Annotated in this window: 12 protein-coding genes; 6 read left to right on the top strand and 6 right to left on the bottom strand. The window is 53.4% G+C overall.

Annotation, left to right across the window (positions count from 1 at the left end):
• Positions 1–113: 113 nt before the first annotated feature.
• The 3 genes from ACRXB1_RS18885 to ACRXB1_RS18875 all read right to left on the bottom strand — a co-directional run bounded on the left by ACRXB1_RS18885 (position 114) and on the right by ACRXB1_RS18875 (position 2,059).
• Positions 114–401, bottom strand: coding sequence for a hypothetical protein (locus ACRXB1_RS18885; RefSeq protein WP_449492860.1), 288 nt, complete (start codon positions 399–401; stop codon positions 114–116).
• Positions 402–531: 130 nt separating this feature from the next.
• Positions 532–1,683: a sensor histidine kinase gene (locus ACRXB1_RS18880; protein ID WP_449492859.1), complete on the bottom strand. Its 1,152-nt coding sequence runs from the start codon at positions 1,681–1,683 to the stop codon at positions 532–534.
• A complete protein-coding gene (locus ACRXB1_RS18875) occupies positions 1,664–2,059 on the bottom strand; it encodes a hypothetical protein (protein WP_449492858.1) in 396 nt (131 codons plus the stop codon). Before ACRXB1_RS18875 ends, ACRXB1_RS18880 begins: the two co-directional genes overlap by 20 nt.
• Positions 2,060–2,321: 262 nt before the next feature.
• Here ACRXB1_RS18875 and ACRXB1_RS18870 point away from each other — a divergent pair, with 262 nt between their 5' ends.
• From ACRXB1_RS18870 to ACRXB1_RS18845, 6 genes are all read left to right on the top strand, one after another.
• The gene (locus ACRXB1_RS18870) at positions 2,322–3,887 is read left to right on the top strand and encodes a methyl-accepting chemotaxis protein (RefSeq protein WP_449492857.1); all 1,566 of its coding nucleotides are present in this window, start codon (positions 2,322–2,324) and stop codon (positions 3,885–3,887) included.
• Between the two features lie 1,932 nt (positions 3,888–5,819).
• Entirely contained in the window at positions 5,820–6,734 is a 915-nt protein-coding gene (locus ACRXB1_RS18865; RefSeq protein WP_449492856.1) for an integrase domain-containing protein, read from the top strand.
• Between the two features lie 561 nt (positions 6,735–7,295).
• The gene (locus ACRXB1_RS18860) at positions 7,296–7,574 is read left to right on the top strand and encodes a hypothetical protein (RefSeq protein WP_449492855.1); all 279 of its coding nucleotides are present in this window, start codon (positions 7,296–7,298) and stop codon (positions 7,572–7,574) included.
• Between the two features lie 180 nt (positions 7,575–7,754).
• Positions 7,755–8,033, top strand: coding sequence for a type II toxin-antitoxin system RelE/ParE family toxin (locus ACRXB1_RS18855; RefSeq protein WP_449492854.1), 279 nt, complete (start codon positions 7,755–7,757; stop codon positions 8,031–8,033).
• Positions 8,034–8,041: 8 nt separating this feature from the next.
• Positions 8,042–8,350, top strand: coding sequence for a HigA family addiction module antitoxin (locus tag ACRXB1_RS18850; RefSeq protein WP_075358647.1), 309 nt, complete (start codon positions 8,042–8,044; stop codon positions 8,348–8,350).
• Between the two features lie 622 nt (positions 8,351–8,972).
• Positions 8,973–9,767, top strand: a complete 795-nt coding sequence (locus tag ACRXB1_RS18845) for a replication initiation protein (RefSeq protein WP_449492853.1) — start codon at positions 8,973–8,975, stop codon at positions 9,765–9,767.
• Between the two features lie 128 nt (positions 9,768–9,895).
• On the opposite strand, the gene ACRXB1_RS18840 is transcribed toward ACRXB1_RS18845, so the two are convergent.
• The 3 genes from ACRXB1_RS18840 to ACRXB1_RS18830 form a co-directional block, all read right to left on the bottom strand.
• Positions 9,896–10,156 carry a toxin-antitoxin system HicB family antitoxin gene (locus ACRXB1_RS18840; protein ID WP_449492852.1) on the bottom strand — a complete coding sequence of 87 codons (261 nt, stop codon included), beginning with the start codon at positions 10,154–10,156 and terminating at the stop codon, positions 9,896–9,898.
• Positions 10,157–10,186: 30 nt separating this feature from the next.
• Positions 10,187–10,834, bottom strand: coding sequence for a division plane positioning ATPase MipZ (locus ACRXB1_RS18835; protein WP_449492851.1), 648 nt, complete (start codon positions 10,832–10,834; stop codon positions 10,187–10,189).
• Between the two features lie 121 nt (positions 10,835–10,955).
• A partial coding sequence (locus tag ACRXB1_RS18830; RefSeq protein ID WP_449492850.1) for a tyrosine-type recombinase/integrase occupies positions 10,956–11,688 on the bottom strand: 733 nt, incomplete at its 5' end.

Below are 11,688 nucleotides of genomic sequence, written 5' to 3'. Positions count from 1 at the left end.
TGCCTGGCACTCCGGCGCAAACAACTCGCCGTCGCCGGCGCCGGGCAGGAGCTTGATGCGAAACGATGGGTTAGCTGCCACGCGGTCTCCCTCAGATCAGGTCGTCGGCGCGGTCAATGCAGCGTCCGGGTGCCGCGACGCGTGCTGGCCGCTTCAACTTGCGCAAGGATGTTGGCGCGGCATTCCGCTTTGATTTGATCGGCTGCTTCGCGCACGAGCGCGTTGCCGCAAAAGCGTGCGACCTTTGCATCGATCACGGTTTCGACATGCTCGATCGCGGCCTGAACGCTTGCCGGATCATCCGGATCGAATCCCGCTTCGATAACTTCTTCTTGCAGGGCTTTGAGGCCTTCGCCGGCTTCGGCGAGGGTGCGGGACAACTCATCGGACAGCTTCGCCATGCGATCCCCTATATGTGATAAAGGACATTATCATATATATGACTTAGAAATCTGATCTTGGTCAGAAGTAGGGCAAGACTGTGGGTCTTTGCTTCTCCAGTCAGGCCTATCCAGTGGAGCAAACGATCGATCACTTTTCGGTTGTGCCTCTAGTTTTGGCTTTATAGCGAGGCAAGCTGATCGTGAACACACAACCGTGCCCAGGTACGTCCAATGCACTTAAGACGCCGCCTGCCGCATCCACCGCGTCGTGTGAGATTGTCAGGCCAAGACCAAGGCCGCTCTTATCGCTGCCAGTTTGTGCAAAAGGATGAAACATGCGCTCGATGCTGCCCTTCGGGAGGCCGCCACAACGGTCCGCCACATCAATTAATATTCTATCTGCGACAGCGTAAGTGTCTATTGTTACTTCGGTGCAGGGTCGAGTGAATTTGAAGGCGTTTTGAACTAAATTGCTTACAGCGATATATAGGCTGCTCCGGTTACCGCTAATGGCGAGCATCTTGTCCACATGAGCGACCGTAAATGTGCATTGCTTCGCTTGGGCGAGCAATGCTCCGGCTTGTGCTATTTCGTCAATAAGCTCTGCTGCGGAAAACAGCTTGGACGGCAACGACTGTCCCGAGGTTTCTCGAATTTCTGTGACGGCCTGTTGAATGAGGTGGTCCAACCGAGCTAAGCTTCGTTCCAACACTGACCCCGTTGCACCGGACAAACCCAGTTTTTCACCTTTTGCGGCATCGAACGCAAAGGTCGCCATTTGAAGCGCATTGCGCATCTCATGGATAAACATCCCAGCATGTTTGTTCGCTTCTTCTAAATGTGTCGCTTCAATGGCTGTGTCTCGCTGATAGCTGAATTCAGTAACGGCCTCCGCGATCGCGTTGTCAAGGCAGCGATTAAACGTTCGGAACTCATCGGATTCGAAGGGAATTTTTCGCTCGACCGACAGATCAGTGATGGCTTGGCAAAGATCGCCGTAGGTATGCACAACCTCGCTTATTGTGTATCCAAGGGCGAGCAACTCAGAGCCATGTTGTGCGGCCGTAGTCCCTACCTCGGACATCGTCATGGCGCCTCCGGCCGGGCCGGATACCTCTCGACTATCCAATGGACTCGAACCCTGTTCGATCAACAGTGTTTTGATCAATTGATCCAGGAACAGCGGTACACCATGTATTAACTGCTCAGGAGTTCCGGAATATGTTTGCCGCAGCTCCGTTTTTTCCCGGCATCGCTCGATCAGTTCCACTCGATGGTTTTCAAGAAAGGTATGCATCATCGGCGAAACACCCCTTTTTCATTGGTCCGAGCGAAAGCTGGTTCTGGCAAATGAAGTGTGCTCTACGGTCGCTGGACAACACAGGCGAAGGGCGCAGCTCGCTATCAAAATCGCCAGATCGAACTCGCATCTGTCCAGTATGGGGCTTTTGTCCAGAAGCCGAAAAATTGACGTAGCCATCACTTACGGTTGTAAGAATATTGCGGCAAGCAAGCGCATGGTCTGCTTGATGTTTCCGGTTGTCGCCAGTGGCGTTGCCGATCACGATCGTGCCAACGACATTCCAACCCAGAGTTGCGTATTCGAGATTGAGGCCGCGTCGAAGCAGCCCGGCGCGAGATGGCTCGCTTACGGCATAACTGCTGTCAGGGATCATTTCACGTCACGCCCCACTCGCCCGAATTCCACTGGGACCTTCACGTGGGTCAGGTTTATGTCTTCTTGAGGTGGCCCCGTTCGTTCGGACGGAAAATCCGGGTTTTTAGGTGGATCCACCGGGGTCGACCAATTGTCTATCTGCAGACTTCGCCGGCCATGCCGTTAACGCAACAGATGCCGACGCCTGACCTGATACGAGCCAAACCACAGCAGCAGTCACGGAGCGGCAGCGGGAAAATCTAAAATAATGGGGATTGACTATGAAGCTCGAAGGATTAAAGACGCAACTGACTGCACTTATAGCGTTGATGATGACCGTATTGTTGGCAACCGCCGGCTGGGGTGCCTTTTCAAAACGGGAAACGATGCTGGCCGATCGTGTGCAACAGATGCGTAATGTCGTCGAGCTCGCCGAGGGAGCGGTGTTACGCCAACAAGGGTTGGTAAAGTCCGGAAACAAGACAGTTGAGGCCGCTCAAAAGTCTGCTACCGAAGAGCTAGCGGCAATGCGCTTTGGTTCCGACGGCTACGTTGGGGTGCTTACGCTAAACGACGAGCTCGTGGTGCATCCGGATCCCAAGCTGGTCGGTAAAAAGATGGACGAATTCAAGGATCCGGACGGGGTCTACGTTTTCAGGGACTTGGTGAACGGCGCACAAAGCACGGGCAGCGCCATCGTCAAATACCGCTTTCCCAAACCGATGACTGCCGAAGCGTCCCCAAAAATCACGTTTGCCAGCTTCGACCCGCAATGGCATTGGACCATTTTCTCGGGGCTGTACGTGGACGACATCAACGAGGCGTTTTACTCCAGCCTGATCTTCGATGCCCTGTGCTTCGGCGCATTGGCAACGCTTATGTTGCTTGGAATGCGGGCGGTGCTCACGAAGATTATTCTCGAGCCTTTGGCAAGCGCTGTGATCACATGCGAGCGTATCGCGTCTGGAAATCTTGCAACACCGGTGATGGCGGGACGGCGCGGCGAAATCGGCCGTTTGCTTGCCGCATTGCGAAAAATGCAAGAGCAGCTTGCCGTCACAGTCGGGACGGTCCGGCTAACTAGTTCTGCGATCGTATCGACAGCTCACGAAGTTGCGGGTGGTAGTTCTAATCTGTCGCAACGTTCAGAGCAACAGGCTGCTGCTCTGGAAGAAACAGCGGCAACAATGGAGCAATTAACTTCGACGGTTAAACAGAACGCCGAGAACTCAAGGCAGGCGACGCGCGTTGCTGAGTCTGCATCTGAAACTGCCCATCAAGGTAGTGACGTGGTCGGGCAGGTTGTCGGAACGATGCGTGACATTGCAGCAGGGTCACGCAGGATTGAAGAGATTACGTCGGTCATTGACGGAATCGCCTTTCAAACAAATATACTAGCGCTTAACGCTGCGGTTGAAGCGGCACGCGCCGGTGATGCCGGACGCGGGTTTGCAGTTGTCGCAGGTGAGGTTCGGCTTCTGGCGCAGCGTTCTGCCACTGCAGCAAAAGAAATTAAGACACTCATCGGAGAGTCCGTTCGGCAGGTATCTGCCGGCGCCACGCTTGCCACTCATGCGGGTCAAAAGATGGATGAAGTAGTGAGTTCGGTAAGACGCGTAAGTGGTCTAATCGATGAAATTTCGGCTGCCTCGCTTGAGCAGAGCGACGGAATAGAACAAGTCCATCAGGCTATCGCGTCGCTCGACCAATCAACGCAGCAGAATGCGGTGCTTGTTGAAAAGTCCTCCTCTGCTTCCCATTCGCTCAGCGGACAAGCGGACAATTTGTTGGAAGTCGTTTCCATGTTTGTACTTCATGATGGCACACCGACGCGAGCGACCAATTAGAGGCAAGGACCAATTCGTGGTTCCGCTGGCGCGCGTGTTAGTCGTTAGCGGCCTTAACTGTTCACGACTGAACCCAGGGCCGTGGCTCCACATGTTCGACCGCAGGGCTGCGTACCGCGCCTCGAATTGGCGCTTCCACTCACGCCCAGCTTGCCCCCATTTTTGTGTCGACAGCTGCAATGGCGCAAGCAAACTATCATCGCTTTGCCAGTCCGCATACTCCGATTTCCAGCTCAAATCGTGTCGGTAACCAAGCCGATAACTCGGCGTGGCGTCGTTTTGCTGCCTGGGCAGACTTGAAGCTGCCGTGTTCGGTGAGGGCCTGTTTCAATAGCCACACGGATTTGGCGTGAATAATGTAATTCGTAATGGTCGAACCCGTCGGTGAACGAATTCAAAAAGGCCTTTGCATTGCCATGCGTCGGGTCCTGCCTCGCATGCTTTTTCGTCACTCATAATGACCCCAAAATTTTTCACAATGACTGCCATCATTACGGCATTCTGAGACGAAAACTGGAATTAAGCATCGGATTAATGCTTCGGTCTTAAGAAATGCACCTGGTATAGGCGTTTTATTACTGCTTTGACAGCCTCATTTTCGTATATTCTGGAGCTCTCTCAGAGTTCGGCAGCCCTCGGTAGATGCCGAACTTTTTTAAGCCGGCGCACCACGTCGGCTTTTTTTCGATCCCTAACTTTACTTACAACTACGCCGCATGGCGACAACCGTAACTTTTGCATCGCTCAACCAAAGTATCCGCCTTACATATAACTAACATGCGAGGGCTGAGAATACTCTAATGAGTCGACTTGACGCTTGGCCACGCTCGGACTATGCAGTCAACCCGTCTTTTGAGATTATCGTTTCCTCGCTGCTTCGAGTAATCTCAATGATGTACCCAATTCCATGTCTCGACTAAACGCAAGTAGGGACCTAATAACTTTGTAGCTGGCTGGATTCTTGTGCATGGTGCTTACGAAACGCGGTCGAATTTGATGCTGGCGAGCAGTAAAAGCATTAGGTGTGTCAGGCTCGAATACTTGGTGCCAAACTCGTTACGCGAAATGCCGCAAGGCGCCCATCTAATTTCGGCGGGCATGTTTACGGCTGATTTGGAAGACACTGGACGCTCAGCATTAGAGAGACGTCTGTTTTTACGCGTCTTCTAAATTTTTTCATCGGCTTGTTCACACACGAAAATCCTTGTGATACCGTTACAACGTTTCTCGCGTCCCTGACGCATCGACCTACGATCTGGCCTTGAGCCAGGTCCGATTTTTTCCGTCGGCACTTTCGCCGCAGTATTGCTTATGGCAAGCGCATCGGATTTATCCGCCCTGCGCAGCCCCCTGAGCGATAGCTTTTTAATTGTCTTTCAGGCGGGCTCCCGTAGTCCGTCCATCGAAAGCACATCTTCTCAGTACCACGGCCTAGCCCGTGCATCCGCGTTACTCGGGCAGCACTGCCCCAAACATCCCCCTGCAGTTTCGGCGTCCAACGCGTCGCCCACCTTGTTCATTGCGCTCACGCTTGCCCGTTTTGCTGTGCCGACAGCAAACGCTGCGAGCATTGCGCGATGACTTCTCAACCTCGTGACCCGCTTGTTCGGACCGCTCACGATGGCACACCTTCGTTTTGGTTTTGCGCGTCACTGCTTCGCGTCGCGTAGCAGTGACGCGCTTTCGCGCACCCCTGCCGCCCTTGCCAGCCAAGGCGCTCGTCTCTTGACGACATAGTTACGCAATTTTCCATGCGCTTGTCAGCGCGTCGAACCGGTCAACCGGCGAACGACAAACGACCTCATCGGCACGCAGTACCCGGCCAATACAACCCACCTCCAGGTGGCGGCCACTCCTCCCTGAACGAGCGCAGGACCTGGTTTGCTAGAGCGAACCGGAAAGACGAAAACCCCAACGAAGGGAAGCACGAGCATGAGTACGAACAAGGGCACAGCGGCACCAAACAAACCTCGGTCAATCGAAGCGAAATTCATGGCCGCAGCGCTTCACAAAGGCGCATCAACGCTCACTAAGCAGAGGATGCGCACTACGTTCCGGGCTTTCGCTGCGCATGCGAAAGAGCGCCGCTATGGACTAGTCGATCCGGCGACGATCACTGAGAAGCAGCTGGGTAACTACGTCGCGTCGCGCATCGCGGTCGGCATTACGCCACGCAGCATCCAGAATGAAATGAGTCATCTCCGGCGCACGTTGCGTGGCGCCGGTCGCGCCGAGTTGGCTGGCGCTGTGACCAATGCAAAGCTGGGCGTGCCAAAGGGCACGCGCATTGGTAAAGGTCGAGTGGTTGATGAGCATCTGCTCGCGCAGGCCTTAGCGAAGGCTCAGACGGACACGCGGACCTGGATCCAGCTCGAGCGGTATCTTGGACTGCGGCGCGAGGAAATGATTGAAAGTCACAAGAGCCTGAAGCAATGGGAGAAAGCACTCGCCCGTGGCCAGAGCTTTATCACTGTGCGCCACGGTACCAAAAACGGTCGCATCAGGGACACCTTCCTTCCACCGCATTATCGAGAGCGTGCGCTCATGGCCGTGAGGGCAGCGCTCGCGGTAACGACGACGCGTCAATACCTCGTCAATTCGCTCAATGACGAGGCTGCCAAACAGCAGGTTCACCGCCGGTTTGCGGCACTCGGCCTGGAGGGGGAAGACTCAGGTCATTCGCTGCGCCGCGCTTTCTGCCACGACAACTATGAGTACTACCTGGGCGAGGGTCATAGCGCCAAGGAAGCACTGGCGCTGTGCTCCCGTGATCTTGGCCACGGCGAAGGCCGCGGCCGGTGGATCTGGAATAACTATCTAAGAGCGACTTATGGGCAACAAGCCTGAATTTGTGACCGTACATCGGCTGCCGAAGGGCAGCGTATGGAAGGTGAAGGCCGAGGTGGTAGGCGGAACGCGTCTAGAAGGCCTGCCAGAGGCTTCGGAGTCACTGCCTAGGGTGAAGATGTCGCCGGCGGCTTTTGAGGCACTCAAAGCGCTTAGGAATGGAGGTGAGACAGTTCGGGAGGCGGTGGAGCGGTTGATCTTTGCCGCGGCTTGCGAGCTGCCAGCATCGTCTCGCTGAAAAGCGCGAGTCGCCTGTGGCATTGCAACTGACAGACAACTATCAGTTATCTGACACTTTTTTAGTGGGGACCGATCAATGTGGCCTTTTTGGGCCACCTTTGGGGCACTTAAGTGTCAGTTATCTAACAGATCTGATGGCGCGGTCTGGTTGGGGCACATTTTGGGCACTTATGTGGCCAAAATGTACCCCAAGGTTTTGTTGTGTTCGGCAGGTAAGTAACGGCATCCGAGAATGGTCGGGAGCCCTCAGACTTCCCGGCGGACGTTATTTTTCACATTGTTTCAGCATGGATTCCGTTGAGCTCTGCGATTGGAACTCAGTTGCCGATCATCCCGGTACACAAATGGACCGAACAAGGGCCGAAGCTGTTTGCTTCGCCGAGGATTTCCAGTGTTCTTGGGATGCTCGGAAAGCTTGGCGTCGCTTTTTACATCTCCGCCTGCCCGTTCTTTTCTTATCCCTGGATAAATTCCCAATTCGATCTCGCGATCACGTCTTTGACCATTGTTATTCGTCCACGTAAAAAATATGACGATAAACATGCCAAGAACAAACGTAAAAATAGTAGCGCCCACGTTGATTTCCCCTTTCAGCCGTGAAACTGCATGCGTCAATATTATTTCATAGCATGCACGTTTTGCTCAAATCTACAGTGCCAGATGAGGGTCGAGCGCGGTGCTCCATTTCTCTGATTGAACAGCGAAGATTGACAATCTCAAAATTCGAGGTGTATAGTGTAGCTATCCACTATACAGAGGAAGTGAACAGCATGAAGGGCAATGATTAGGTCGTGGCGACACAAGGGACTGGAAGAGTTCTTTGTCAGCGAAAGCAAGGCAGGCATCCGCCCTGACCATGCCAAAAAGCTAAAACGTCAGTTAGACCGGCTCGATGAGGCAAAGTCACCTCAGGATATGAATTTGCCGGGTTGGAAGCTTCACCCGCTACACGACGACCTAGAAGGCCATTTTGCGGTCTGGGTAAACGGTAATTGGCGAATGACTTTTACGTTTGAAGGCACTGATGCAATCTTGGTGGACTACCAGGACTACCACTAGGTAAATACATGTCTCGCATATTTAACCCGCCTCACCCTGGTGAGGCGCTTCGAGAAGACGTCCTGCCCGCGCTTGGGCTGAATGTGACGCAAGCTGCGGAGCAGCTTGGAGTCACTCGTGCTGCCTTTTCACGCGTTCTTAACGGGCGTGCTGGAATTTCAACTGAAATGGCCCTTCGCCTCGAAGCGTGGCTAGGTGTTGAAAATGGCGGCCGAGCGGATCTATGGGTCTCGCAGCAAGCGGCTTACGATCTTTGGCAAGCCCGCGCACACGGCGCGCCACACGTCGAACGCGCGAAAGAATTGGCCAACGTTTAATAAATTTTGTTTTAAGCAAAAGCTTACGTCCGACTTACAACTGTTTGACGCTTACCGCGCTAAGCGTGTTTGGTGGATTGTAAGGACTGAACTTTCAGATTCTCAGTCTGCTTCGACTTGAATTCACGCTCGGTTTAAATACGTTTTACTTCGTTTTAGACATGGGCGAAGCCTTGCTGGACGGGGTTCCGAGGCGTGCTATTGGCACAGCGGCCCGGTTGTTATCAAGATGTGTCGTCGCTTTTCACATCGGATTTGGCAGAATGCGCGTCTTAGATACGCAGCTATGTAAGTGCATATTCTGTGTTTTGGGAACCCGTGTGGTGACAATCTAATGGGTAGTTATCCACAGGCGTGTCGAGAAGTTTCCTTTTTAGAAATATTTTTAAACCTTTTTAAAACCTTTTTAGCTTGGTGGAAGCCTTTGTGGGTAAGGGTTTGCGGGCTGGTATTCTGACAAATTTTGTGTTTGTTCTGGCAAAACTTGTGTTTCTTCTGACAAAGCTTGTGCCAGTCTGGCAAAACTTGTGCTTTTCTGACATGAAATAGTTGACAGAATACAAAGTTATACACATCATTCTGGCATACTTTTTTACGTCAGAAAGACACAGGATTTGTCAGAATGAGCGCCGACATTGAAGAGCTTAGCAACGAGGCGGACAGCGAGCGCTACGTCAACATAAAGAATGAGCTCGTGCGTCGAGCCCAAAAAATGAGTCTGCCCGTAAAGAGACTTTTAGCACTGGCGATCGCCAAAACAGATTCAAAGCAAAAGATCCTCTTGCATCAGGCGCAGGCGAAAGACCCGATCGATAGTGACCGCATGATCGGCTGGACTGTGAAAGTCACAGCGGCGGAGTATCTAGAGCATTATCCGCAAGTTGGAGAGAATGCTTATGCTGAGCTCAAGAGCTCAGCGTCGGCATTGATGAAATGCACCGTTCACATGATTGAACGCAAACGCGAGCGTGGCAAATGGATCGAGGAGCCAATCGAAGTTCCGTTCACGAACAAGAACATCTACCCGCAAGGCAAGGGCCATGTGGTGATCCGGTTTTCCGGCGAAATCGCACCGTTTCTGCTAGCTCTCGAAGGCGCATTCACGCAATACAAGCTGTCGAGCGCGGCGCATTTGCGTTCAATGTATAGCTGGCGCCTGATGGAAATGCTTGCGCAGTTCCAGAAGACTGGTCTGGTCCGCATCGGTTATGACGAATTCTGCGATGCCCTTGATGTTCCTGATTCTTGCCGCAAGGACTTTGCCCAGCTACGCCGCCGTGTGATTGAACCAGCAGTAACCGAGCTGAAAGCAAAAAACGGTATAGAAATTGAATGGGAAGGTACAAAGCCAGGTGGGCGCAAGATTACGGGCCTTGAATTCAAATTCACCCCGTCAAAACAACGCAATCTATTCTGACAATGTATTTTCTGTCAGAGTTACACAAGATTTGTCAGAAAAGGCAGTAAAAAACATAGCTCTTTCGGGCCGAGCCACTTCAATACAACCGTGTAATGTCCTAAACGGCACAAGAGCTCTGCGGATTCCTAGCCATCAATTTCTTTGACAATGAGGCCGCGAACTAGCTGCGCCACGCTCATTCCCTGTTCGATCGCACGAATTTTTAAGCTGCGATGAAGTTCGGGATCCAGATCTAGATTTAGGCGTACGGGCTTTGGGGGGCGTGTGCCCGCTTGTGACTTGACCAAAGCCGCCCCTGAAACAAATTCGTCGCGCGTAGCCGGTGGCTTTGTGGTTTGCCCGCTGCTGCTGGTGCTAGGGCCAGAGCTAATCTTGAACTTGCTCATTTACTCAACTCCATTGAGTTACTCAATTACTCACTTCGGCGATTCAAATTCGAAGAATTCTTGAGCTAACAACTGGATCTCAGCGCGTGCCTGCGAATTTCCAAGCTCGACGACGCCTTGGCCGGCAAGTAGTGCGTCGCGATAGACCTTCCTGTCACGGATAACCGTATCGGCCAATTCCAGCTGGTCAAACTGACTTAGCAACTCGCGCGCGTCTTCTACTTCCCGAATGGCGGGATTAGACGGCGCCATTGACAGCACCGCAGATGCTTTCAAGTTGGGATTAAGGCCACGCGCGAGCCCAACGAGCTCGTTCACTTTAGGAAGGGTTTCGAGATCTGCTTGGCTTGCACGAGTCGGTGCGAGAAGCAAATTTGCCACTGCCATTGCAGAGCGCATTTCTCTTGAGTCCCGGCCGCCGGCGTCCACTACGATTACTTGATAGCGCTTGGCCAGATCACGCAATGTCGTTGCAACATCTCCAGTCCTCTGAACGCACGGTACGGACGGAAGTATCCCCGCTTCATCCCGTCGTTCAATAAACCGAGCGCACGTAGCTTGACCATCAGTGTCAACAAGAACGACGTCAACTCCGTGATGCGCCAAGTGAACGGCAAGGTTGCTTGCAATCGTGGATTTTCCAACACCACCTTTTTCAGCACCCACCAAGACTATCATCCGCAACCCTTTTGAGTTGAGTAAATGAGTTGATTATTAGAGTTGAGTAAATGAGTGTCAAGACAAAGTTTGAGGCGTTAAGCACTTTTTGTTAAGGATGACCCAGGCAACCGATCCGTATCTACACACGGATCCGCTCGACCTCGTCGAGACTGATGTCATCACGGCGTCGATCATAAAGTTGCGTGGTGCGCGTCGACGCGTGATTGGCCATCGTCGCGGCATTCTCGAGCGTGCCGCCATTCTTCAGATAGGCAGTGATGCCAGTCGCACGAAACGTGTGGTTGCCAATTTTGGTTTCTATACCCGCCGCGAGCGCTCGACGCGTCACCATCGCATACGCATTGGCTTGGGGCAGGGCGGTGATGCTAAGGCGTCCGGTGCCGCGCTGAATGGTGCGAAACAGCGGCCCCTTGCCCTCGGCACCAATCCCAGTGCCTTCGACGTACGCATCCAGATAGATTTCCAGCGTGTGATGACAGGGCATCTCGTGCTGCTTGCCGCCTTTCTCGCGCAAGCGCACCCATAGCCGCTTATTCTGTGTGTAAACGTCGTCTACCCGCATCGCGAGCGCCGCACCCACCCGAGCAAACGAAAACACCATCAGCCCAATCAACGCCCGATCCCTGAGGCCAATGGGTGTCGTGACATCGATGCTGTCGAGCAGCTGCCGCGCTTCAGTCGCATCAAGCACGGGCGTCTTGCCCTTGCGGGTCGTATGACTCGGTCCGCGCACGGACGCGGCCGGGTTGTGCGACACGACCTGGCCAACGACGAGCCAGTCAAACAGGTGGCGAATGGCGGCCAAGTGCTGCTTGACGGTCGGCGCCGACAGCGTCCGTGTTTGCAGCTCA

Source organism: Caballeronia sp. M23-90, assembly GCF_053574605.1.
Note: the sequence above shows the minus strand (reverse complement) of the source record. Positions and strands in the feature narration are given on the sequence as shown.

What these genes read in the sequence shown, in the direction of transcription:
- ACRXB1_RS18835 (WP_449492851.1), bottom strand. Translation starts at nt 10,834, where the DNA reads ATGATAGTCTTGGTGGGTGCTGAAAAAGGTGGTGTTGGAAAATCCACG.
- ACRXB1_RS18845 (WP_449492853.1), top strand. Translation starts at nt 8,973, where the DNA reads ATGAGCGCCGACATTGAAGAGCTTAGCAACGAGGCGGACAGCGAGCGC.
- ACRXB1_RS18855 (WP_449492854.1), top strand. Translation starts at nt 7,755, where the DNA reads ATGATTAGGTCGTGGCGACACAAGGGACTGGAAGAGTTCTTTGTCAGC.
- ACRXB1_RS18885 (WP_449492860.1), bottom strand. Translation starts at nt 401, where the DNA reads ATGGCGAAGCTGTCCGATGAGTTGTCCCGCACCCTCGCCGAAGCCGGC.
- ACRXB1_RS18850 (WP_075358647.1), top strand. Translation starts at nt 8,042, where the DNA reads ATGTCTCGCATATTTAACCCGCCTCACCCTGGTGAGGCGCTTCGAGAA.
- ACRXB1_RS18865 (WP_449492856.1), top strand. Translation starts at nt 5,820, where the DNA reads ATGAGTACGAACAAGGGCACAGCGGCACCAAACAAACCTCGGTCAATC.
- ACRXB1_RS18875 (WP_449492858.1), bottom strand. Translation starts at nt 2,059, where the DNA reads ATGATCCCTGACAGCAGTTATGCCGTAAGCGAGCCATCTCGCGCCGGG.
- ACRXB1_RS18840 (WP_449492852.1), bottom strand. Translation starts at nt 10,156, where the DNA reads ATGAGCAAGTTCAAGATTAGCTCTGGCCCTAGCACCAGCAGCAGCGGG.
- ACRXB1_RS18870 (WP_449492857.1), top strand. Translation starts at nt 2,322, where the DNA reads ATGAAGCTCGAAGGATTAAAGACGCAACTGACTGCACTTATAGCGTTG.
- ACRXB1_RS18880 (WP_449492859.1), bottom strand. Translation starts at nt 1,683, where the DNA reads ATGATGCATACCTTTCTTGAAAACCATCGAGTGGAACTGATCGAGCGA.